General features: G+C 55.7%; 24 protein-coding genes and 1 tRNA gene. 17 read left to right on the forward strand and 8 right to left on the reverse strand.

The annotated features are described in order from the left end of the window. The first annotated feature begins 3 nt into the window (after positions 1-3). From ACR0AW_RS09320 to ACR0AW_RS09330, 3 genes are read left to right on the forward strand one after another with little or no spacing between them, the layout of a single operon-like run. Positions 4-768: a transporter substrate-binding domain-containing protein gene (locus ACR0AW_RS09320; protein WP_170394204.1), complete on the forward strand. Its 765-nt coding sequence runs from the start codon at positions 4-6 to the stop codon at positions 766-768. A 9-nt stretch (positions 769-777) separates the two neighbouring features. Further along, positions 778-1,530 (forward strand): ABC transporter permease, encoded by a 753-nt coding sequence (locus ACR0AW_RS09325; RefSeq protein ID WP_170423024.1) that lies wholly within the window; start codon positions 778-780, stop codon positions 1,528-1,530. Continuing rightward, a complete protein-coding gene (locus ACR0AW_RS09330; RefSeq protein WP_170625582.1) occupies positions 1,527-2,324 on the forward strand; it encodes an ABC transporter permease in 798 nt (265 codons plus the stop codon). The genes ACR0AW_RS09325 and ACR0AW_RS09330 overlap by 4 nt, the downstream gene beginning before the upstream one ends. A gap of 185 nt (positions 2,325-2,509) precedes the next feature. Here ACR0AW_RS09330 and ACR0AW_RS09335 read toward each other — a convergent pair whose 3' ends face one another. The 5 genes from ACR0AW_RS09335 to ACR0AW_RS09355 all read right to left on the reverse strand — a co-directional run bounded on the left by ACR0AW_RS09335 (position 2,510) and on the right by ACR0AW_RS09355 (position 7,072). Further along, a complete protein-coding gene (locus tag ACR0AW_RS09335) occupies positions 2,510-3,496 on the reverse strand; it encodes a zinc-dependent alcohol dehydrogenase family protein (RefSeq protein ID WP_170732674.1) in 987 nt (328 codons plus the stop codon). Positions 3,497-3,578: 82 nt separating this feature from the next. Continuing rightward, the gene (locus ACR0AW_RS09340) at positions 3,579-4,424 is read right to left on the reverse strand and encodes an enoyl-CoA hydratase/isomerase family protein (protein WP_170394211.1); all 846 of its coding nucleotides are present in this window, start codon (positions 4,422-4,424) and stop codon (positions 3,579-3,581) included. A gap of 91 nt (positions 4,425-4,515) precedes the next feature. After that, positions 4,516-5,304: an SDR family NAD(P)-dependent oxidoreductase gene (locus tag ACR0AW_RS09345; RefSeq protein ID WP_170509410.1), complete on the reverse strand. Its 789-nt coding sequence runs from the start codon at positions 5,302-5,304 to the stop codon at positions 4,516-4,518. 12 nt (positions 5,305-5,316) lie between these two features. Continuing rightward, a complete protein-coding gene (locus ACR0AW_RS09350) occupies positions 5,317-6,282 on the reverse strand; it encodes an LLM class oxidoreductase (protein WP_170732675.1) in 966 nt (321 codons plus the stop codon). 13 nt (positions 6,283-6,295) lie between these two features. After that, entirely contained in the window at positions 6,296-7,072 is a 777-nt protein-coding gene (locus tag ACR0AW_RS09355; RefSeq protein WP_170732676.1) for a CmcJ/NvfI family oxidoreductase, read from the reverse strand. A gap of 107 nt (positions 7,073-7,179) precedes the next feature. Here ACR0AW_RS09355 and ACR0AW_RS09360 point away from each other — a divergent pair, with 107 nt between their 5' ends. Next, a complete protein-coding gene (locus ACR0AW_RS09360; RefSeq protein WP_170509419.1) occupies positions 7,180-8,091 on the forward strand; it encodes a LysR family transcriptional regulator in 912 nt (303 codons plus the stop codon). Between the two features lie 328 nt (positions 8,092-8,419). On the opposite strand, the gene ACR0AW_RS09365 is transcribed toward ACR0AW_RS09360, so the two are convergent. Beyond that, a tRNA-Pro gene (locus ACR0AW_RS09365) sits at positions 8,420-8,496 on the reverse strand. 126 nt (positions 8,497-8,622) lie between these two features. Then, complete coding sequence (locus ACR0AW_RS09370) at positions 8,623-9,738, reverse strand: THUMP domain-containing protein (protein WP_170732677.1); 1,116 nt, start codon at positions 9,736-9,738, stop codon at positions 8,623-8,625. Between the two features lie 299 nt (positions 9,739-10,037). Here ACR0AW_RS09370 and ACR0AW_RS09375 point away from each other — a divergent pair, with 299 nt between their 5' ends. The 7 genes from ACR0AW_RS09375 (at position 10,038) to ACR0AW_RS09405 (ending at position 16,812) form a co-directional block, all read left to right on the forward strand. Continuing rightward, a complete protein-coding gene (locus ACR0AW_RS09375) occupies positions 10,038-11,381 on the forward strand; it encodes a Na(+)-translocating NADH-quinone reductase subunit A (protein WP_170732678.1) in 1,344 nt (447 codons plus the stop codon). 5 nt (positions 11,382-11,386) lie between these two features. Beyond that, on the forward strand, positions 11,387-12,595 hold the full coding sequence (locus ACR0AW_RS09380; protein ID WP_170393985.1) for an NADH:ubiquinone reductase (Na(+)-transporting) subunit B: 1,209 nt from the start codon (positions 11,387-11,389) through the stop codon (positions 12,593-12,595). Further along, on the forward strand, positions 12,588-13,403 hold the full coding sequence (locus ACR0AW_RS09385) for a Na(+)-translocating NADH-quinone reductase subunit C (protein ID WP_170732679.1): 816 nt from the start codon (positions 12,588-12,590) through the stop codon (positions 13,401-13,403). Before ACR0AW_RS09380 ends, ACR0AW_RS09385 begins: the two co-directional genes overlap by 8 nt. Then, positions 13,403-14,056, forward strand: coding sequence for an NADH:ubiquinone reductase (Na(+)-transporting) subunit D (locus ACR0AW_RS09390; RefSeq protein ID WP_152460184.1), 654 nt, complete (start codon positions 13,403-13,405; stop codon positions 14,054-14,056). The genes ACR0AW_RS09385 and ACR0AW_RS09390 overlap by 1 nt, the downstream gene beginning before the upstream one ends. Then, positions 14,056-14,664, forward strand: a complete 609-nt coding sequence (nqrE, locus tag ACR0AW_RS09395) for an NADH:ubiquinone reductase (Na(+)-transporting) subunit E (protein WP_050603817.1) — start codon at positions 14,056-14,058, stop codon at positions 14,662-14,664. Before ACR0AW_RS09390 ends, nqrE begins: the two co-directional genes overlap by 1 nt. A 10-nt stretch (positions 14,665-14,674) precedes the next feature. After that, entirely contained in the window at positions 14,675-15,898 is a 1,224-nt protein-coding gene (gene nqrF, locus ACR0AW_RS09400) for an NADH:ubiquinone reductase (Na(+)-transporting) subunit F (RefSeq protein ID WP_170393981.1), read from the forward strand. A gap of 134 nt (positions 15,899-16,032) precedes the next feature. After that, positions 16,033-16,812 carry a metallophosphoesterase gene (locus tag ACR0AW_RS09405; protein ID WP_170732680.1) on the forward strand — a complete coding sequence of 260 codons (780 nt, stop codon included), beginning with the start codon at positions 16,033-16,035 and terminating at the stop codon, positions 16,810-16,812. A gap of 4 nt (positions 16,813-16,816) precedes the next feature. Here the strand turns inward: ACR0AW_RS09405 and ACR0AW_RS09410 are convergent, their stop codons facing one another. Continuing rightward, complete coding sequence (locus ACR0AW_RS09410) at positions 16,817-17,341, reverse strand: CBS domain-containing protein (protein WP_170393976.1); 525 nt, start codon at positions 17,339-17,341, stop codon at positions 16,817-16,819. 120 nt (positions 17,342-17,461) lie between these two features. On the opposite strand from ACR0AW_RS09410, the gene ACR0AW_RS09415 reads away from it, so the two are divergent. The 6 genes from ACR0AW_RS09415 (at position 17,462) to ACR0AW_RS09440 (ending at position 23,406) form a co-directional block, all read left to right on the forward strand. After that, entirely contained in the window at positions 17,462-17,647 is a 186-nt protein-coding gene (locus tag ACR0AW_RS09415; protein ID WP_170393974.1) for a hypothetical protein, read from the forward strand. Between the two features lie 67 nt (positions 17,648-17,714). Further along, on the forward strand, positions 17,715-18,740 hold the full coding sequence (locus ACR0AW_RS09420) for an FAD:protein FMN transferase (protein ID WP_170732681.1): 1,026 nt from the start codon (positions 17,715-17,717) through the stop codon (positions 18,738-18,740). Between the two features lie 15 nt (positions 18,741-18,755). After that, complete coding sequence (gene nqrM, locus ACR0AW_RS09425; RefSeq protein WP_170393970.1) at positions 18,756-18,986, forward strand: (Na+)-NQR maturation NqrM; 231 nt, start codon at positions 18,756-18,758, stop codon at positions 18,984-18,986. A gap of 15 nt (positions 18,987-19,001) precedes the next feature. Next, on the forward strand, positions 19,002-20,672 hold the full coding sequence (locus tag ACR0AW_RS09430) for a sulfatase-like hydrolase/transferase (RefSeq protein ID WP_170732682.1): 1,671 nt from the start codon (positions 19,002-19,004) through the stop codon (positions 20,670-20,672). Positions 20,673-20,758: 86 nt separating this feature from the next. Next, positions 20,759-22,276, forward strand: coding sequence for a 2,3-bisphosphoglycerate-independent phosphoglycerate mutase (gene gpmI, locus ACR0AW_RS09435; protein ID WP_170732683.1), 1,518 nt, complete (start codon positions 20,759-20,761; stop codon positions 22,274-22,276). Then, the gene (locus ACR0AW_RS09440) at positions 22,273-23,406 is read left to right on the forward strand and encodes a peptidase M23 (protein ID WP_170732684.1); all 1,134 of its coding nucleotides are present in this window, start codon (positions 22,273-22,275) and stop codon (positions 23,404-23,406) included. Before gpmI ends, ACR0AW_RS09440 begins: the two co-directional genes overlap by 4 nt. Positions 23,407-23,409: the final 3 nt, after the last annotated feature.

Consider the following 23,409-nt stretch of genomic DNA (forward strand, 5'->3'; position numbering starts at 1 on the left):
AAAATGAACCTTAAGAAACTGCTTGCGTCCGGAGTTGCCGCCGCCATCCTTTCAGTTGGTGTCGCCAGTGCCGAAGAGGTCAAGATCGGTATCGCGGCTGAACCTTATCCACCATTCGCTTCGCTTGACAGCTCAGGCAACTGGGTTGGATGGGAGATCGATGTTATCAATGCTGTCTGTGCCGCTGCCGAACTGGACTGTGTTATAACGCCTGTAGCCTGGGATGGTATCATCCCATCGCTGACCGGGCAGCAAATCGACGCCATCATGGCCTCTATGTCGATCACCGAGGAGCGGCTGAAAACCATTGATTTCAGCGATCCTTACTACAACACACCCGCTGTGATCGTTGCGGACAAATCGATGGATATCGAAGCGACACCAGAGTCGCTGGCGGGTAAAGTTGTCGGCATTCAGGCTTCGACCATCCACCAGGCCTATGCGCAGGAATATTTCAAGGATGCTGAACTGCGGGTTTATCAGACACAGGATGAGGCCAATCAGGACCTGTTCGCAGGCCGTATTGATGCAACTCAAGCAGACAGCATCGCCATGGCCGACTTTGTAAACTCGGATGCGGGCGCTTGCTGTGAAATTAAAGGCGCCGTTGCAGATGATCCCGCTATTCTGGGACGCGGCGTTGGGGCTGGCGTGCGCAAAGGGCAAGATGACCTGCGTGAGGCGCTGAACAAAGGCATCGCCGCAATTCTTGCCGATGGCACGCACGAGAAGATCACATCGAACTATTTCTCGGCCAGCATTTACTAAGCCGCTACTGTGAACGGACTGTTGGATTCACTTGGATTGGCGCAGAGCGCAGAGCTTTTGTCGCTCTCGCCGCCGGGATGGGGGGCCAATCTGCTGCGCGGATTGTCCCACTCATTGCAGATTGCTTTCGGCGCTTACGCCCTCGGACTCGTGATCGGATTGTTCGGAGCTTACGGCAAACTCTATGGCGGGAAGGTCACGCGCGATCTTCTCGCCATCTACACGACGGTGATCCGGGCCGTGCCCGAGCTGGTCCTGATCCTGATCCTGTATTACGTGGGATCTGACATCATAAACAAAATCTCCGCCGCAATGGGCGGGGGTCGGGTTGAGGTCAGTGGTGTTGGCGCAGGCATATGGGTGCTGGGTGTTGTCCAGGGCGCTTACGCGACCGAGATTTTGCGCGGCGCAATTCAGGCGGTTCCGCCCGGTCAGATCGAAGCCGCCAAATCCTACGGGATGCCCGCCTTCATGACCATGCGCCGCGTGACAATCCCGGCCATGATGAGCTTCGCCGTGCCAGGTCTTGCCAACCTGTGGCTGATTGCAACCAAAGATACCGCGTTGCTCGCTGTTGTGGGTTTCAACGAGCTGACACTGGAAACCCGCCAGGCTGCAAGCAGTACACGCGCCTATTTTACTTTCTTTCTGGCAGCGGGATTTCTTTATCTCATGGTTACGCTGTGTTCGGGCGGCATCTTCGCTCGGATTGAGAAATGGGCGCGTCGCGGCCAACCCTCTCTGAAGGGAGGGGGCAGATGATTGATTTCAGATCTTTGATGCAACCACATCGCATTGTGATGATGCTGATATTCGCTGGAATCGTTGTCTGGTGCGCCGTCTCTCTTCAGTGGGACTGGATCCCGAAATATGCGCCGCTCGCCCTTCAGGGCATTTGGACGACAATCTGGCTGTTGGTGGTCACCGTAGTTTTGGGTTTCCTACTCGCCGTTCCTCTTGGATTGGCACAGGCGGTTGGGCCTTGGTATCTTGCCGCCCCGGCCAAGGCATTTTGCACTATCATCCGCGGCACACCGCTGCTGCTGCAACTCTGGTTATTGTATTATGGGCTTGGGTCTTTGTTTCCGCAGTTCCCCTGGATACGCTCTTCCGAGTTGTGGCCCTATTTGCGACAGGCCTGGCCATATGCAGTACTGGCGCTGACGTTGTCCTATGCCGGCTACGAAGGAGAGGTGATGCGCGGTGCCTTCAAAGGGGTCGCCAAGGGTCAGCTTGAGGCAGCCAAGGCATTTGGCATGCCACGTTTCACCATGTTTCGCCGTATCTGGTTGCCGCAGGCTATCCGCAACGTCCTGCCGACATTGGGCGGTGAAACCATATTACAACTCAAAGCAACTCCTTTGGTTGCGACGATCACTGTCGTCGACATTTACGCCGTGTCTTCACGTGTGCGCTCCGACACTTTCATTATTTACGAGCCGCTCATCCTGTTGGCCGTATTCTATATTCTCGTCGCGGGCGTGATCGCATTTGGTTTCCACTGGCTGGAAGTAAAGGTTCTTGGTACTGGAAACCGCAATGGCGGTATCAGTTAGTATTGCCAGCAGCGGATGGGGATCCATGTGCTGAAAGTCGGCTCCGACAAATGCTTCGAGCTCAAAGCACTCTGTGCTGCAACTTGCGTTCAGGTTAGCTGAGTTCTGATGGCTGACATCAATATCAGGCCATACTGGAATGGTGCGCAATTATATCTCTGCGCACCAATCCCGGCCGGTTCCGTTCACAGCTCTACAACAACTTTTCCGACCGCCGCTCCGTTTGTCAGGTGCTCATAGGCTGCATCGACATTGGTCCACCCAAGCCTCTGTTCGTCAACAATTGGTTTGAGTTGGCACGCATCCGCCATTTCCGCCAGAGTTTTCAGGATGTCACCATGGGATTTACGCCCGACATCATGCATCATCGGGATCAGCATGAAGACGACGTGCAGAGACAGACCTTTGAAATGCACAGGTGTCAGATCAATCTCGACCATCGCGACGGTTGAGGCGACTTGGCCATTGAGCTTGGCCGCTTCGAACGAGTTCGTCATGTTAGGCCCACCCACGCTATCAAACACCACATCGAAGCCCACGCCATCAGTGTGTTCGGCCACGTAGTCCTCGACCTTTTGGGTTGTGAAATCCAACGGGCGCGCACCGAGACCCTCGATGAGGGCTAACTGATCCGCTCCACGACCTGTTGCCGACACGGTTGCGCCAAGGTGGCGCGCAACTTGAACGGCAACATGACCAACGCCACCGGCACCGCCTTGAACCAGAACGGTCTGCCCTTCGCCGACACCGGCGCGGGTCAATCCTTCGTAGGCGGTGATGCCTACGAGAGGCAGCGCCGCGGCCTCTCGCATGCTCAGCGTCTTGGGTTTGTGTGCAATCAGGCGGGCATCCGCCTTGATGTACTCGGCTAGCGAACCATGGAGGTCCATCAAACCACCAGCGCAGCCATACACTTCATCACCTATGGAAAAACCTCTAACACCTTCGCCAACGGCGGTGATTGTGCCAGCAAAATCCATGCCAAGGACCGCGGGCAAATTGGGGGACAGAGGTAGATCCGCGCCCATGCTTCGGATCATTGTATCGACGGTATTGACGCTGGCCGCGGCCACTTTGACGACTACATGCCCAGACGTTGCGACCGGGTCGGGCATTTCCACAAGCTCGAACGGTGCATCGGGTCCGTAGGCGTTCAGAACCATAGCTTTCATTGGGATATTCCTTTTTTAGCGAAGTGTCAGGCGCGGCTTTGAACAGCGCACGCCTGACGTGATCATTGTGTTGGAGGACGGATCAGTTGATATCCTGAACCTGCATAACCAGATCGCCCCACTTGCGCTGGTTTTCGATGTCGTGTTCCAGACCCTGTTCATCCGCGATGGTGAACCGTTTGACCGCCGGGGTTTTGCTTGTGGCCTGATACAGCCAATAGGCTTCGGCCTTCAGCGCTTCATCAATGGGTTTGTCGATGGATTCATAGACCATCTGCTTGCAGGCATTGATCGACTCTGCCGGGAATTTTGCGATCCGCTCGGCGAGCGCTGTCACATACGGGCCAATCTCATCTGGCTCCAAAGCCTTGTTTATGGTGCCCAGACGTTCTGCATCATCCGCATCGTAGTCTTGTGCGCTCAGGATGATCTCAAGCGCTTTTCCAAGGCCGGTTTGACGTGCCATGCGCGAAGCACCGCCGCCGCAAGGCAGGATGCCCATTCCAACTTCCATCTGCATGAACTTGTACTTACCCCGCGCCGCAAATCGCATGTCGAGCGCCAACGCCAACTCGTGTCCGCCACCACGTGCGAACCCTTCCAGCTTTGCGATGGTGGCTTGTGGCACCTTGCTGATCCGCTCGCAGACCGATTGAAGGTCCAAAAGCTGTGCGTCCTCCCGGGATACGGCCTCAGTCGACATATCCTTGAGCAGCTCGGTATCGTAGTGGCAGACCCAGATTTCCGGGTTGGCGGACTGAAAGATCACGACCTTGGTTTCGCGGTCTCGCTCTAGCCGCATGGCCAGACTGTTGAGGTCGGCCAGCATTTCCTGGCCTTGCACGTTTACGGTGCCAAAGTTGAATGTGACTGTTGCGATGCCGTTTTCAACAGCAACGTCAAAGGTTTGAAAGTTCTCATATTTCATCAGACAGTCCTTTCTTGGGCCTCGACGCGGCACACGCGAGGGGTAAGGGAGGTTAAAGTTGGAAGCGCGTCTGGATTTAGTGCAGCGCGGGTCAGTTGGTCTGGTTAATCAAACCTCTGATCGAGTTCATGACGTCGGCAACATGTGCTTTGTCCAGTGCTGCGGCATGTGGATTCGCGAAGGCACCGCTGTCATTGTCAAAATAGGCACCTGACGCATCAGCGAACCGATCACCCAATGCTGCGTCAATCAGGATATCAGCGCCGATGTTCATATCGTTCCCGGCTAGGCCGAATCCTTCTTTCACCATCTTTGAGGCCAACAGCGATCCCGGATTTACCGCGACCATGACGGGTGCATCGGACAGAGATTTGGCCCATTCCCGGGTCCAGATGGTGATCGCCAGCTTGCTTTGCGCATAAGCCTCCATATCAGCCAGCGGGACACTACCCTCCAGTGCATTAATATTCACCGGGGCCTGCGCTGCCGATGACAGGTTCACGACGCGCCCGGCGGCGGGAATGATCGGCATCAGCAATTCTGTGAGCAGATAGGGTGCGAGTGTGTTGACGACAAAGCGGATGTCCTGCCCATTCGCAAGCACGGTTTGCGGAGCTTTCAGCACACCTGCATTGTTGATCAACACGTCCAGTTTGTCATGTTTGGCCTTTACGCTCTCAGCCAGTTCTCGCACTGCGGACAGATCGCTCAGATCAGCGCTATAAGTTTCGACATCGCCGCCGACTTCGGAGGCCGCGCTGTCCAATTTGGAGGTACTGCGTCCATGCAGAAGTACTTTGTGTCCATCGGCGGCCAGCTTCTTTGCCGTGAGCAAACCAATGCCGTCGGTTGAACCTGTAATGAGTATAGTCTTGGTCATTGATCTGATCCTTTAGGAAAAGTCGGGCAGTACGGTATCTGCCAAGTGTTCGAGGGTCGTATCGATGGGCGCTTGATTGAACCGTAGGTTCAGTGCAACGTGATTGACCCCAAGCGTTTCTATTTCACGTAGATAGCTACGCAGGAAATCGGTGCCAGACTGAAACCCAAGATGGATCGGGCGCGGTGGTGCGGCGTGATTGGCAACGACATCGATATACAGGGATTGCATGACTGGCTTGTCTGGCTGGCCCGCTTCCTTCCCGCGCCTCCGATAGTCCGCAATAACCTGCCTCTGGGCAGTCGCATTGCGCGGATAGGTCATCCAACCATCGCCGTTCTGCGCCACCCAATCGGGGGATTGCTGGCTACCACCCGTAATGATCATCGGCAGGCGGGTCCCATGCGGCTTTGGCAGCAGGTCAATCCCGCCAGACAGCGTACCCTGAGCACTTTCACGCTCGGGATAATCCGATCCAACGGCGCGGATGTAGTCAAAGCTGTCGCGGAAACGTGCCCCGCGGTCATCATAGCTCTGGTTCATAGCCGGATACTCCTCAGGCCGGTCCCCGGAGGCTACACCCAAGAGCAACCGTCCGCCCGAGAGCACATCCGCGCTCGCCGCCGCCTTGGCTACATGAGCGGGGTGACGCAATGGCAGGATCACGCTCGCCGTTCCAAGGGCAATTCGGTCCGTTACCGCAGCAAGCGCACCCAGATAGACAAATGGATCGAAAATCTGTCCTGCATCACCAAAGCTTGGAACGTTGAATGGCACGTCGCGCAGCCAAAGTGATGCAAACCCGAGGTTCTCCGCTTTCCGAGCCGCTTCCAGATGATCCCGAAGCGTCGGCTCTGCACCGACTGCATATGCTTCGAGCGGCAACACTAGGCCAACGCTCAGCCGTCCCGGTCGAAATACCCGATTATAGGCCACGTTGATTTGGGCAAAATCAGCAGGCTGCATTTTATCCAACATGTCCGGCTCTCCTTTAAAAGCGCACCAATGTGCGGCTCTCGATGCTTTTGCGAATGGTGTTGACGTTTGAATCTTCGACCATATCCAGCGCACTATGCGCGATCGACGGAGCACCTCGATTGTCATAGATGTTGAAGATCGCGACCTCATCCGGCGTCATCTTCGATTGATAAATCCACTCATGCCTGGGGTTTCCTACCAGCCCCATTATTTGCCCATTGCGGTCGGGATAGATCAGGTCCAGTAAGATCCAGTCAGACGGTTCAACTGATGACGGGCGAACAAAGCCCAGGGGTGCTGAGTTGATAGGATGATTCACAGGGCGCCACACATTAACAAAAGCATAGTGACCGCGCGCCCACTCCGCTGCGGCCTCGGCACCCAAAAGATCGACAAGCCGCTGTTCGGCTCCGTCCTTGCTATAGTCACTGTGGACGTTGCGCGCGGGTTTGCGCGTCGCTCCTGGGTCATCTATCCGAACCGTGTGATCAAAAACCACAACCTCGCGCGCACCTAACTTGTTCGAGAGCATTGCCGTTAGCTCCGCATCGTATGTCGGTTTCCAGACCTCGCCGGTAAAATCTTGTATCTGCGTTTCCAGCAGCGCGAACTCAACAGCATCAGACGCGAATGTAACTGTGTTGCTCGTGGTGCGGGCATCTGTCAATGCAACAGCCGTGCTGGCCAGTTCGGGCGAAATCAAATTACCAGCAATCCCGCCTGCATCTAGTTCAAAGGCTTGCCGCCAGGGCTTGTGAACGTGGTAGTTGACAGTGGCTGTCCGCGTCATCTGCGTCTCCTTCCCATGCCGAGTTGCATCCATGAAGGGGATTTAACGCTAATCTATTTGCGTATAAACTGCCCATTCATGGATTGAAAATTCGGGTTTGCGATATAATGGGGCTTGATACAGACGCGCTGAGATTGTTTGTAGCGGCGGCAGAAAGGCTGAACATCAGTGCGGCGGGGCGCGCTTTGGGCATGGCTCCAGCTGTCTCGAGCGCAAAGCTTGCCAAGTTGGAGCAAAGCCTGGGTTCCGAACTGTTACATCGCACAACGCGCAAGGTGTCGCTGTCTGTTGAAGGTGCCGATTTCCTGCCCTTCGCCCGAGAGATTATTGCGCAGGAAGAGGCAGCACTTACGGCGTTGGGCAAACAAACAGCGACCATCCGCGGTACATTGCGCTTCGCTGCGCCCAGCACCTTTGCTCAGCTCTACATTGCTCCAATCCTGCCGAAATTTCTTCAACAGCACCCCGATCTGACGCTCGATTTGCGCCTGTCGGATGTGCAGTTCGATCTTATCGAGGGGAGCTACGACCTTGCACTAAGAAATGCGCCGCTTGTCGACACCAGCCTGAAAGGCCGAAAATTGGCTGATGACCGACGCATACTGTGCGCTGCGCCGCACTATCTTGACACATACGGCACACCCAAAACACCTGCCGATCTGAAAAGCCACCACCTGATCGCTTTCCAAAATCGCCAATTGCGCACGCTAACGGGAAAGGCAGGTGAGAAAGCCGGATTTGACCCAGCGATGGCTAAGGGTCAATTGATCATAGACGACGGCCAAAGCCAGGTCTGCGCCACTCTGGCCGGCGCCGGAATATCCCTAAACGCACTATGGAGCGTGTATGATCACCTGAAATCGGGCCGGTTGTTGCAAATTCTGCCAGACTTTGAGGCTACGGAAGACAATGTTTTATGGCTTATCTATCCCAAGTCCAACGTATTATCCCCCAAAGTTCGGGTATTCATGGATTTTCTGATCGCAGAGATTGGCTCAAATCCACCTTGGGAAACATGATCCCAATATTGGTCAAGCGCGCCTTAAGACATCACGGCACTAGTTTCGAGAAATGCACGGGCAGGACATGCCTTGTACAATAGCAATAGCAAGGTTTGCCCAGCGGTTAATGAGTTCGCGTGAACGCGGCCAACGCGCTTGTAGCGAGTGACATGAACGACGAGCTGCATCGGAGCATCTTGACGGTTTGCCCAAGACTGGTTCAGGTCATTTTATTGAAAATTCGAAATAGCAGAAATTCAAACCGCCGCAGGCAACATTAGTTAGTAGAAAGGTAATATCCACGGTCAAAACGCAATACACCGTTGCATTTGACACTTGATTTTATTGGTCGGAGTGAGAGGATTCGAACCTCCGACCCCTGCCTCCCGAAGACAGTGCTCTACCAGGCTGAGCTACACTCCGACCGTGGCGCGTGATCTATACCTCGTCATATCGATGTGCAAGAGGGATTTTGGGCGTACACACATATGTCGTCGCTGGATTCGAGGGGTGGTTTTAACCCTTCGCCTGATCTGCGATTTCGCTGAGTTACTGCAACGGATTTGTTCGATACAGTCGGATTTTTGTTCCCCCGTGATCAACGATTGGGCCGGGGGGAAGCATTGGCAATCGCGTTGCGCGGGCAAGTCCGGGTGTGGTGGTGATGATGCCCACACGCCATCGTTGGAAACGACTGGATAATACCTTGCCTAAACTGCCATAGAGCGACCGCAGGCGCTTTTCATCACCGATGCGTGCCCCGTAGGGCGGATTGACGATGACCAGCCCAGCTGGGCCTTCTGGTGGTTTGATGTCACTAACCGAGCAGTGCTGAAATCGGGTGGCATGATCCACATGTGCTTGCTGGGCGTTGGAGCGGGAAGCCTCAATCGCGCCTGCATTACGATCTGAGCCATAGAACCTGAGCTCTGTTTCGGGCGGATCGGTTTGGGCGCGCATATCTTGCCAGACATCAGGATCGAAGCTTGCCAAATCTTCGAACGCGAACTGACGTGAACGGCCTGGGCGCAAGCCAAGAGCGATTTCAGCCGCTTCGATAACGAATGTTCCAGAGCCACACATCGGGTCTAGAACCGGTTCAGACCCGTCAAACCCACACTCACGCAGGAACATCGCGGCCATTGTTTCCCGCATCGGGGCCTTGGCGACTGCAGGCTTATGACCGCGCTTGTGCAAGAGCTCGCCGGATGTGTCGACGGAGATCGTGCATATGTCTTTTTCGATTCGTAGCAGCACGCGGACTTTGCCATCGAGTGAGATTGAGGTGCCGAGCCCCTCGGATATGGCTTGTTCGATGCGCTGTCGCGCCGCTCCTGCATGATAGATACGAGATTTACGGCAGGTTGCTTCGACCTTCACGGGAATGTCTGGCCTGAGATAACTCGCCCACGGGAATTTTCGGGCGCGCTTGTCCAATTGCGCCAAATGCACGGCGGGGAAACTGCCCAGTCGCACCAGAACCTTGTTGGCACCGCGCAATTCCAGATTGGCGCGCCAGACTTCCGGCCAATCGCCACGGCACACGACACCACCTGGAACGATCCTGGCGCCTGAGAATCCGCGCTCGATGGCCTCGGCACACAAAGGCGTTTCGAGCCCTGGAGTGGCAATCAGAAAAATCTCGAATTTATCATTGTTGTCCATTGTGGTTGCTTACACCGGTTGATCAGCCTGTGCGACACGCAAATTAAATGGGCAAATTGTTCTGAACGACCGTAAGCTCAAAAGAATGTGACATTCCTTTTCGATTTTGGGCGGTAACAGGTTTGCGTTTGCACTCATCCCCGCGTAAAGGACCCGTGATCGGAAATACGCCTGCGGATTCTGGTCGGATAATGGCGCTTTCGCGACCGGACAGACGGGAAATTTCGTGTTATTTCCTGGCATCATTGTAAGATGGCGCGCAGCAGGCGCAGGACAAAGGCTTGGAAGAACGTAGCAACATGCAAACTTTCAAACTAAAAAAAGGGTTGGATTTGCCGGTTGAAGGCGCGCCCGAACAGAAAATCCAGCCGGGGCCTGAATTCTCGTCGGTTGCCGTTCTGGGCAGTGATTATATCGGATTAAAGCCCAAGATGCTGGTGCAAGAGGGCGACGCGGTCCAGCGAGGAACGCCGTTGTTCTGCCACAAGGATGCGCCCGACGCGATGATGGTCGCGCCGCTGACCGGCAAGGTCGTGGCAATTAATCGCGGGGCGCGACGCGTATTGCAAAGCGTGGTGATAGAGGTCTCGGATGCCAATGACGCCGGCATAGATTTCTCGGGCACCGGCGATGCCGAGACTGCCGAAGGTGTTACGGCTAAGCTCTGCGCGGCCGGGCTGTGGACTTCTTTCCGGACACGTCCTTATTCAAAGATGCCCGAACCAGGCTCCAAGCCTACGGCAATCTTCGTGACAGCCATGGACAGCGATCCACTGGCAGGTGATGCGGCATTGGTTATTGCGGATGCGGGCGAGGCATTTGCGGCTGGTCTCGCAGCTGTCTCAAACCTGACCGACGGCAAGACTTATCTGTGCCAGCAAGAGGGGGCATCCATCCCCGGTTCCGATCTGCCAGGTATAGAAGCGGCTGCGTTTTCCGGCCCACACCCCTCGGGCCTTGCCGGAACTCATATTCACTTCCTTGAGCCGCTGGGAGGGGACAAGCAGGTTTGGACCATTGGCTACCAGGACGTGATCGCGATCGGTCGTCTGATGCAGACCGGTCATCTGGATACAAACATCGTGATTGCTCTGTCTGGACCGGGCGCGCGCCAACCGCGCCTGATCCGCACCGTGATGGGCGCGTCGACGGATGACCTGACCCGGGATGAAGTGAACGTCGACGGGATCGCGCGGATCATCTCGGGGTCGATCTTGTCGGGGCAGCATGCCGATGGTCCGACCTCCTATCTGGGCCGTTTTGCGCGCCAGATCAGCATTATTCGCGAAGATCATGATCAGCACACACTGGGCTGGATTCTTCCTATGCCTTCGAAATATGCGGTACAGCCTGTTTTGGGATCGGCTTTTGCCAAGAAGCTCTATTCATTCACGTCTAACCTGAATGGTGGTCGCCGCGCGATGGTGCCGACGGGTGTATTCGAAGAGCTTATGCCCCAGGATTATCTGCCGACGCAATTGCTGCGGGCGCTATTGGTGATGGACACCGACACCGCGCAGGCGCTGGGTGCACTGGAACTGGACGAAGAAGACCTGGGCCTTGTGGGCTTTGCCTGCCCTGCGAAATATGAATATGGGCTGGCGCTGCGCGACTGCCTCACCAAGATTGAAAAGGAGGGCTGATCCACATGGGTTTGCGCAGCTTCTTCGATCGGATCGAGCCGAACTTTACCAAGGGCGGCAAGTACGAAAAATATTTCCCCATCTACGAGATGGTGGAAAGTTTTATCTACACTCCGAAAACCGTCACGACCGTCGCGCCGCATGCGCGCTCTTACGTGGATATGAAGCGGATCATGACCTATGTCGTGATTGCTACGATCCCCGCAATCCTCTGGGGGATGTATAACACTGGCTATCAGGCAAACTCGGCCATCGCTACGTTGGGACCGGATTCGGCAACAGGCTGGCGGATTGCGATCCTGCAGGTGTTCGGCATCTCGCTGAACCCTGACAGCATTTTCGCCAATGTGATGCATGGATTGATGTATTTCCTTCCGATCTACATCACCACACTGGTTGCGGGCGGTATTTTTGAGGTCATCTTCGCCACTGTACGCGGCCATGAGGTCAACGAGGGTTTTCTAGTAACCTCGATGCTTTACACCCTGATTATGCCTGCGACAGCGCCCTTGTGGCAGGTCGCGTTAGGCATCATTTTCGGTGTCGTGATCGGTAAGGAAGTATTTGGTGGCACGGGCAAGAACTTCCTCAACCCCGCGCTGGTCGGGCGTGCTTTCCTATATTTCGCCTATCCCGCGCAAATGTCGGGGGATTCAGTCTGGACCCCGGTGGACGGATTTTCCGGTGCGACTGCATTGGGCATCTCCGCTGCTGAAGGCGTTCAGGCACTGGCGGCCGACGGGATCACCTGGGCCAATGCGTTCTTCGGGCAAATTCAGGGTAGCTTTGGAGAGACATCGACGCTGGCTTGCATGATCGGCCTGGCCTTCCTGCTGACGACCAAGATTGCCAATTATCGCCTGATTGTGGGCTGTCTTGCGGGCACCATAGGCTTCACGCTTCTGCTGAATCTGATCGGATCGGACACAAATCCGATGTTCGCGATGCCTTGGTACTGGCATATCGTTCTTGGGGGCTACGCCTTTGGTCTGGCGTTCATGGTAACTGAGCCCGTTTCGGCCAGCCACACCAATATGGGCCGCTACATCTATGGCGCGCTGATTGGTATCATGGTTGTGATGATCCGCGTCATTAACCCCGCTTTCCCAGAAGGTATGATGCTGGCAATCTTGTTCGGAAACGTTTTTGCGCCGCTGATCGACTATTTCGTCGTCCAGGCAAACATCAAACGGAGGGCGCGTCGCCATGTCTGATACGCAATCCAATGAACCCAAGGGAGCGATTGCCAAGTTTCTGGCTGCTTCGCCGGATTCGGTTGGCAAGACTATCTTTGTTGCCGTTGCCGTCTGCCTTGTAGCCTCGATGGTCGTGTCTGCTGCTGCGGTCAGCCTGCGCCCGGTGCAGGAAATCAACCGTTTGAAGGATAAGCAAGTCAACGTTCTGCAAGTTGCCGGCATTTACGAACCAGGCATTGATGTGACCGAGGCATTCGCTGCGTTTGAACCGCATGTACTGGAATTGTCTACAGGTGAATTCGTTGACGATCAGTTCGACGCGACCACCTTCGATGATATCGCTGCTGCCAGCGATCCAGAACTGAGCGTCGCTTTGAACGATGACCCGGCTGGGATCGGGCGCAAGTCCAAGTACCGCGTGATCTATCTGCTGCGTGATGATGCCGGGGCGCTCGACAAGGTAATCCTGCCGCTTCACGGTTATGGCCTGTGGTCTACGCTTTATGGTTTCATCGCGCTGGAAAACAACGGCAACGATATCTACGGCCTGCAGTTCTATCAGCACGGTGAGACACCGGGCCTTGGCGCCGAAGTGGACAATCCTCGCTGGAAGGCGCTGTGGAATGGCAAAAAGCTGCGCGATGATGCAGGCGATCTGCAAATCACCGTCGCCAAGTCGCAACCCGCAGCAGGTCCTGATTTCTATGTCGATGCGCTGGCAGGCGCCACGCTGACTTCGGTTGGTGTCGACAACCTGGTGAAATTCTGGATGGGCGACGCGGGCTACGCTCCGTTCCTGGCCAAACTGCAAGCAGGAGAGCTTTGATGTCTCAGACCAAGAAAGAGATGCTGGTCGACCCGCTTGTCGACAACAACCCGATCACGCTGCAGGTGCTGGGCATCTGTTCGGCGCTGGCGGTGACCTCGTCACTGCAGGTGTCTATGGTGATGGCGCTGGCGGTGATCTTCGTGACCTCGTTCTCGTCTTTCTTCATCTCGTGCCTGCGCAACCAGATCCCGGGTTCGATCCGGATCATCGTACAGATGGTTATCATTGCCTCACTGGTGATCCTGGTGGACCAGATTCTCAAGGCTTATGCGTTTGAGATTTCAAAAACACTGTCGGTCTTTGTCGGCTTGATCATCACCAACTGTATCGTGATGGGCCGGGCCGAAGCGTTTGCCATGAAGAACCCCCCGGTCGCGTCCTTTATCGACGGTATGGGCAACGGCATGGGCTATGGTCTGATCCTGCTGCTGGTAGGTTTCATTCGTGAGCTGTTTGGCGCCGGGTCACTGTTCGGTGTCACCATTCTGGAGACCGTCAACAATGGCGGCTGGTATGTGCCCAACGGCATGCTGCTACTGCCGCCGTCGGCTTTCTTCATCATCGGTCTGATCATCTGGGCCTTCCGCACATGGAAGCCGAACCAGGTGGAAGAGCGTGAATACAAAATCCAGCAGGTAGAGGCCCACTGATGGAAGGTCTGATTTCACTGGCCGTAAAGGCCATCTTTGTCGAAAACCTTGCGCTCAGCTTCTTTCTGGGGATGTGTACCTTCATCGCTGTTTCGAAGAAGATTTCAACTGCGCTGGGTCTGGGCATCTCGGTCATGGTGGTGCAAGCCATCACCGTGCCGGCGAATAATCTGCTGCTGAACTATCTGCTGAAACCGGGTGCGCTGGCTTGGGCGGGTTTCCCGGATGTGGACCTGACCTTCCTTGGACTGATCTCGTATATCGGCGTGATTGCGGCGATGGTTCAGATCCTAGAGATGGTGCTGGATAAGTACTTCCCCCCGCTCTACAACGCGCTGGGGATTTTCCTGCCGCTGATCACTGTAAACTGCGCCATTTTGGGTGGTTCACTGTTCATGGTGGAACGCGACTACAATTTTGCCGAAGCGGCGACTTACGGTCTGTCCTCTGGCTTTGGCTGGGCTCTGGCGATTACTGCGATGGCGGGTGTTCGGGAAAAGCTGAAGTATTCGGACATTCCCGATGGTCTGCAAGGCCTGGGCATCACTTTCATCACCGCTGGACTGATGGCGATGGCCTTCATGTCCTTCTCGGGCGTGAAACTGTAAGGAGGGCGGAATGGAAACCTTTGGCTTAGGTGTAGCCCTTTTCACCGTTATCGTTCTTGGTTTGGTTGCCATCATCATGGCGGCGCGGTCCAAGCTGGTTTCAACCGGTAACGTGAACATCACCATCAATGGTGAGAAAACAATCTCGGTCCCGGCGGGTGGCAAACTGCTGCAGACGCTTGCGGCAGAGAAGCTATTCGTGCCCTCCGCTTGTGGTGGTGGCGGCACCTGCGCGCAATGTCGCGTGCGCGTGCATTCCGGCGGTGGCTCGATCCTGCCGACCGAGGAAAGCCATATCACCAAGCGCGAGGCGTCTTGTGGTGACCGGCTATCCTGTCAGGTTGCAGTCAAGCAGGATATGGACATCGAAGTTCCCGAAGAGGTCTTCGGCGTCAAAAAATGGGAATGCACGGTGCGTTCGAACGAGAACGTAGCGACCTTCATTAAGGCTCTAACGCTGGACCTGCCTGAAGGCGAAGATGTGAACTTCCGCGCCGGTGGTTACATCCAGATCGAAGCGCCTGCGCACCAGTTGGCCTATACGGATTTCGACGTCGAAGAAGAATACCGCGAGGATTGGGATCGCTTCAATCTATGGCAGTACAAATCCGTCGTCGCCGAACCGATCGAACGCGCCTATTCCATGGCAAACTATCCGGATGAAAAAGGCATGATCATGCTGAACGTCCGCGTGGCTTCGCCCCCTCCTGGATCCGAAGGCATTCCTCCGGGTCAGATGTCGTCGTATATTTTCAACCTGAAACCGGGCGACAAGGTCACAATCTCAGGTCCTTTTGGCGAGTTCTTTGCTCGAGAGACAGAAAAAGAGATGGTCTTCATCGGTGGTGGTGCTGGTATGGCCCCAATGCGTAGCCATATCTTTGACCAGCTCAAACGCCTTGAAAACCGCAACCGCAAGATCAGCTTCTGGTATGGAGCGCGGTCGAAGAAAGAGATGTTCTTTGTCGAAGATTTCGACACGCTGGCCAAGGAATTTGACAATTTCGAATGGCACGTTGCGTTGTCGGACGCCCAGCCCGAGGATGACTGGAAAGGCTACACTGGCTTTATTCACAACGTTCTGTTCGAGGAATATCTGAAGAACCACCCCGCACCCGAGGATTGCGAATACTACATGTGTGGTCCGCCAATCATGAACCAGTCGGTCATCAACATGCTGCTGGATCTGGGCGTGGACCGCGAAGACATCATGCTCGACGATTTCGGCGGATAAACAGAATCGGTCGGTTCCAACCCTTGGGGCCGACCATTTTCATTTTTGGGTCTGATGTTGGGCAGGCTTCCAATATCAACGTCTGCATTTGGCGAATTCCGTTTCATATTTTGCCGCATTGGACAGCAGGTCTTATGTTAACCGGATGGATCAAAAGGCTTATCGCATCTCAAACACCGCCTGATCAGACGGTGATTCTGCATTCATTGGCGCCTACAGAAAAATTCTACGCAATCGGAGACATACATGGGAGGTTGGATCTTTTACAACGGCTCCTGCCTGCGCTGGATAACGACTGTCCGGTGGTGTTTGTAGGCGACTATGTTGACCGGGGCGGATACAGCGCGCAGGTGTTGCGTCAGCTACATCACCTCGACACGAACCCCGAAACGCGGGCGATCTGCCTGAAAGGCAATCACGAAGATATGCTGCTTGGGTTTTTGTCCGATCCAACACGGATGGAGCGTGTCTGGCTGTATAATGGCGGTGCTCAGACTTTGGCTTCGTTTGGGCTTGCGGATATTGACCGGTCCAACCCGCAAGCCGTTGCCGAACAACTGCAGCAAGCGATGGGACAACCGCTTCTGGACTGGTTACAAGATCGGCCGCTGACCTGGACGAGCGGGAATGTAACGGTTGTTCATGCCGCGCTTGACCCTTCGCAGCCGGTCGATCGGCAACAGGACAGAACTTGCCTTTGGGGGCATCCTCATTTCCGCAAGAAACGCCGGAAAGACGAGCAATGGGTGGTGCATGGCCATACCATCGTCGACGAAGCTCGGGTCGAGCATGATGTCATTTCGATTGATACAGGTGCGTTCATCACCGATCAGTTGACGGCTGCGGAAATCTCGCCTGGTTCTGTCCGATTTATCTCGACCGCGCACACCGGAATCGCGCGCGTATCAGCGTAAGTCGCTAGCCGACGATCATTTGCTTCATTCTAAGTGCTTCGTATTCCAGTTCTTTCAAGCGGAAATGAACCACATCGCCAATGGTGATCACCCCGCGCAGATTTCCATCACTCAGTACGGGCATATGCCGGAACCGGCCTTCGGTCATGGTTTTCAGCACGTCGTTCAGATAATCTTCGGGGCTGCAGGTTTTAACCTCGGTCGTCATAAGATCAGCCACGGATTGGGGTAGGGTCTGGCCGGGCGTTTCCGCCATACGGCGCACAATGTCACGTTCGGACAGGATACCCTGCAGGGCACCATTCTGATCCGTCACAACAACGGCCCCGATGCGTTTTTCGCGCAAGATATCCACGACCGAGTGAATCGTGTCGTTGGGCCGCACCGAAAAAACGGCATCCCCTTTGCCTTCCATCAGTTTCGCAACCGTTGTCTGGGTATGCGACAGATTGGTCTCAACTGATTGACTGCGGGTTGTCGCCGCGGCCTTGTCGCCGCGTGTCGGAGGCTGGTAAGAGCTTGGGGCCATGGGCGGTCTCCTCTTTCACCGGTATTGTCCTTACAACCTACCTTACCGCAGGGACCGGCCCTGTATAGGGTGCAATTTCGAAAACCGGCGTAACTTGGCCACTTCAAAAGGAAATTGCTTGTGAGCAACCTGTATCTGACGCCACCAGTTGCCGCGCTGATATTCTTTATCGTGGTGGTCTGCGGCCATAATTTTCGCATGGCTTGGAAACAGCAACCGGAAGGTTGGCAAAAGCGCGCTTGGCTGTTTGGCGTCCCGGCAGCAATCGGGCTTTTTACATTGGCGTTTTTGCCGCTCAAGATTTGAGGCCGGTTTGACTCTGAACAGGCTCACTGGCATATGCCGGGCAAGAACACTCCCGGGAGATTGCACCATGCGCCCACTGATCGCACTGGCCTTACTTTTGACTGTTTCGGCCTGCTTGTTTGGCAAAGAGCCTGACGTGGTACGCCTGTCCGGCGAGACGATGGGCACCACGTTCAACATCACCGCAATCGGCGATGATTTGGACGAAGCAGCGCTGGGGCAAGCGGTTCAGGAGACCCTGGCGCAGGTCAATGCCAAGATGTCCAACTGGGACCCGAAATCCGAGGTCTCGACCTTCTCGGCCTCAGGCAGCACGGACCCCATGCAAGTGTCAGACGAATTTGCCTTCGTCATCGAGGCCGCAAATGAGGTTCACGAGAAATCCGGTGGTACGTTTGATGTTACCCTTGGTCCGCTGATCGAATTGTGGGGGTTTGGACCGCGAAAACCTGAAGACCCAATTCCGGCAGATGACGAGATCGCGACAGCGCTTGGGCAAGTGGGACAAGCGCGGTTGTTAGAATTGGATCGCGGAGCGGGCACTTTGACCAAGTCAGAGGCCGGAGTCGGAATCAACCTGTCTGCGATTGCCAAAGGCTATGGCATCGATGCGGTTGCCGCACAGCTGCGCGAGGCCGGGATCGAGAACTATATGGTCGAGATCGGTGGTGATCTGGTGACCATGGGCGAGAATGATAAAGGCGAAAGCTGGCGGATCGGGATCGAAAAACCCGAGACTGGCGCGCAATCAATCCAGTTGATCGTGCCGCTCGACAATCTGGGAATGGCGACCTCGGGTGATTACAAGAACTTCTTCGAACAGGACGGGGTGCGCTATTCGCATATCATTGACCCGACGACGGGCCGCCCGATTACTCATCGCACCACTTCGGTTACTGTTATAGCAGACAACGCCATGATGGCGGATGCGTGGGCAACGGCGATGCTGGCATTGGGTCTGGAAAAGGGTCTGGAACTGGCCGAAGAGCATAAACTTGCCGTGTTCTTCATCTCGCGGGATGTGACAAGCGGAGAAGAAGCCTATATCACCGTACAAAGCAGCGCCTTCAAGGATGCGCTGGGGACCAACTGACCGGTAGGAACCGCTATGAGCACCTTTATTCTGGCCTTTTTCCTGTTGCTGATCGTCATGGTTGGCATGGCGCTGGGTGTGATGTTGATGGGCAAAACCATCAAAGGCAGCTGCGGTGGCCTGAACGCGATCTCGGGTGCCGATAAATGTGTGGTCTGCCAAAAGGATATCGATCCCGACAGCCCTCTGCGCGACCAGTTGCAGTGCAAGCGTGCGAAAAAGATGCTGCAACAGATGGAAGGCTAGGATAACCCTCTTGGCATGAACAAAGCCAAGAACGTCCTCTTCATCATGTTCGACCAATTGCGCTGGGACTATCTCAGCTGCTACGGGCATCCACATCTGCATACGCCAAATATTGACCGTCTCGCCTCGATGGGTGTGCGGTTCACGCGGGCCTACATCCAGTCTCCGATCTGCGGCAGTTCCCGTATGTCGACCTATACCGGCCGCTATGTGCATTCGCACGGCGCGTCATGGAACGGAATCCCGCTGAAAGTTGGTGAGGTCACCATGGGCGATCACTTGCGCAAGGCAGGGATGGATTGCTGGTTGGTTGGCAAGACTCATATGCGCGCAGACGCCGAGGGCATGGCTCGTTTGGGGCTTGAGCCCGACAGCCTGATCGGGGCACGCGTCGCTGAATGCGGGTTTGATGTCTTTGAGCGCGATGACGGGATGCGCCCCGAAGGGCCGGATGGGTTTTATGACCCGGATGGCGCCAAAAGGTACAACGAGTATCTGAAAGACAAAGGCTATGAGAGTGACAACCCCTGGCACGACTTCGCCAATTCGGGGCTGGATGAAGAGGGCAATGTACTTTCGGGTTGGTTCCTGAAGAATTCGTCAGAGGCCGCGAATATCGCCGAGGAAGACAGCGAAACGCCTTATCTCACCTCTCGCGCCATGGAGTTCATGGAAAACCATGACGGGCCGTGGTGCTGCCACCTTAGCTATATCAAACCGCATTGGCCCTATATTGTGCCGGAACCCTACGCCTCGATGTATGGTCCCGAACATATTCTGCCTGTCATTCGGTCCGAAGCTGAACGGCAGAACGCTCATCCGGTGCTGAAAGCGTTCATGGATACGAAAATCGGCCAGACCTTCTCGCGTCAGGATGTACGCGAGGCCGTGATCCCAGCCTATATGGGCCTGATCAAGCAGGCTGACGACCAAATGGGGCGGCTGTTTGACTGGATGGATCAGACCGGACGAATGCAGGACACGATGATCGTGCTGACCTCGGATCACGGGGATTTTCTGGGCGATCACTGGATGGGAGAGAAGACCTTCTTCCATGACGCCTCGACCAAAATGCCGCTGATCATCTTTGATCCATCGCCCGAGGCTGATGCCACGCGCGGCACCACATGCGATGAATTGGTCGAATCCATCGATCTAGCGCCCACGTTTCTGGATGTTGCAGGCGGTGAACCCGCAGGGCACATTCTGGAAGGGCATTCGTTGCTGCCCATCCTGCACGCTCAGGCTGACAGCACCCCGCGCGATGTAGTGATTTGTGAATATGACTACTCTGCATCTCCCATAGCGCAGACACTGAACGCCTCGGTTCGGGATGCGGTCATGTTCATGGTTGCAAACGAGAAATGGAAGCTGATCCATTGTGAAGGGGGCTATCGCCCGCTTTTGTTTGATCTAGAGAATGATCCGAATGAGCTGACGGACCTGGGCGAAAGCGATGAACATGCAGACATCATCGCCGAGATGTATGATCACCTGTTCACCTGGACGCGGCGCCAGTCGCAGCGCACGACCCGGTCGGAAGAACAACTGCAAAACATGCGTGGATCAAGCCGAGGAACAGGCGTGGTGATCGGTATTTACGACGAAAACGAGATGCCGCTTGAGCTGACCGTTAAATACCGCAACCGCAAAGCGCGACCCTTTGGGGACTACAAGACAGATTAATTCTTCATTCGCGGCCCTAATGACGGTTCAACCTTGAGCGGGCAGGGGGTAGAAGACAGCAACGCCGCCTCAATCGGAGAGCTTTCATGACCGCCCCAAAGCCCGTTGTCCTTTGTATCCTTGATGGTTGGGGCCTATCCGACGACACCAAGGCCAATGCGGTTTATCTGGCAAATACGCCAACCTTTGATGCTCTCATGGCTGAAGGTCCTCATGCGCAACTGATGACGCACGGGCCGGATGTGGGTCTACCTAGTGGTCAGATGGGTAATTCCGAGGTTGGTCACACCAATATCGGGGCTGGGCGCGTGGTTGCGATGGATCTGGGGCAGATTGACCTAGCCATAGAAGACGGTTCTTTCTTTCACAATGAGGCGCTGCAGAGCTTCATCGCTAAGGTGAAAGCTGCAGGCGGGACAGCACATCTGATGGGGCTGGTATCGGATGGGGGCGTGCACGGGCACCTGGATCACATCGTGGCTGCCGCCAAAGCGGTTACCGATGCGGGTGTGCCTGTGGCGCTACATGCGATCACCGACGGGCGCGATGTGGCCCCGAAATCGGCCTTTACCTATATCGCCGAACTCGAAGACCGGTTGCCCGATGGCGCGAAGGTCGTCACCGTCTGTGGGCGCTACTTTGCCATGGACCGCGATAATCGCTGGGAACGCGTTTCCGAGGCTTATGACGCAATAGTCAAAGGTCAGGGGCGCACCGTGGCCTCGGCCCATGAGGCCGTCGACCATGCCTACGCCCAATCCGAAACCGACGAGTTTATCGCGCCCACGGTTCTTGCTGGTTATTCCGGTATTAAGGACGGTGACGGGTTCTTTTGCCTGAACTTCCGCGCCGACCGTGCCCGAGAAATCCTGCGGGCAATTGGGGAGCCCGGTTTTGCTGAGTTCGACACCGGTCCGCGTCCGCAGTTGTCGGCGTTACTTGGCATGGTTGAGTATTCCGATGGCCACAACGATTATATGACGACCGTATTTCCCAAGCGGGATATCGTGAACACGCTGGGCGAATGGGTTGCTAAGCAAGGCCTGCGCCAGTTCCGGCTGGCCGAGACCGAGAAGTACCCTCATGTCACTTTCTTCCTGAACGGTGGCAAAGAGCAGCCTGAGGGTGGCGAGGATCGCTTCATGCCCAAATCGCCCAAAGTGGCGACATATGATTTGCAGCCCGAGATGTCCTCGGCCGAAGTGACAGAAAAGTTCGTCGAGGCGATCCACGGCGGATATGATCTGATCGTCACCAACTACGCCAATCCCGATATGGTTGGCCATACCGGTGATCTGAAAGCTGCGATCAAGGCCTGTGAGGCTGTTGATCAAGGTCTGGGGCAGGTGGTTGCAGCGCTGAAGCAGGTCGGGGGTGCGATGATCGTGACCGCAGATCATGGTAACTGCGAAATGATGGTCGATCCGGAGACGGGCGGTCCACATACGGCCCATACGCTGAACCCCGTGCCTGTCGTTCTGGCCGGCGGCCCCGAAGGTTCAAGCCTGCGCGATGGGCGCTTGGCCGATCTTGCTCCAACTTTGTTGCAGCTTATGGAATTGCCGAAACCCGTTGAAATGACAGGGGAAAGCTTGCTGACATGAGATTGCGCCCGATCGTTGCTGCAGCGCTGATTTGGGCCACCCCTGTCGTCGCCCAAACCAGCCCGTCAAAGGCGGCACTAGAAGCGGCCGAGATGCTGGAGCAAGCCTCGATCGCGTTGACTGAGGCCGAATCTGCCCGCGACCGGGTCAAAGCTCTGACCGAAACCATAAAAGCCTATGAGGCCGGTCTGAGCGCCATGCGCGACGGCCTGCGCCGCGCGGCCTTGCGCGAGGCGCAATTGACTGCAGAATTGCAGGTACAAGAGCAGGAGGTGGCGCAGCTTTTAGGTGTTCTGCAGACGATCGAAACCACCGCGCCTCCGGTACTTATGCTGCACCCGTCCGGCCCACTTGGGGCCGCGCGCACTGGTATGATGTTGTCCGAAGTTACGCCTGGGTTGAACGCGCAGGCTCAGGCGCTAGCAAACGAATTGCAAGAGGTACAGACACTGCGACAGCTTCAACAAAACGCTGCCAATACGCTGACCGAAGGGTTGGAGGGTGTTCAGGATGCCCGCACGCAGCTTAGTGAGGCGATAGCGGACCGGACCGATCTGCCTCGCCGTTTCGTAGAAGATCCTGTGCGTACAGCGATCCTGATATCCTCGACCGAAACGCTGGATGGGTTTGCCAGTGGGTTATCCGAGATCACCGATGGTGAGATTGAAGATACAAATGCAGATGTCTCGGGCCGGAAAGGTCAAATCGCCTTGCCCGCACAAGGGGTCATGCTGCACTGGGCGGGCGAAACGGACGCAGCGGGGGTAACGCGCCCCGGGCTGGTGCTGGGCACGCGACCCCGCGCATTGGTCACCGCGCCAACGGCTGCCACGATCCGTTACCGCGGGCCCTTGCTGGATCTCGGGAATCTTGTGATCCTTGAACCCCAGCCCGGATTGCTATTCGTGTTCTCAGGTCTGCAAGAGGTATATGGTCTGACCGGGGAAGTGATACCCGAGGGTACTCCGGTAGGTTTGATGCCGGGTGAAACTCCGGAAATCGGCGCTATTATGTCAACAAGCGGTGATGGCACTGGAACTGACTGGTCAGAAACGCTCTATATAGAAGTAAGACAGGATAACAGCCCAGTGGACCCGGAATCATGGTTCCGGACGGACAAGGATGGATAAACG

It is taken from the genome of Ruegeria sp. C5, from assembly GCF_056537605.1.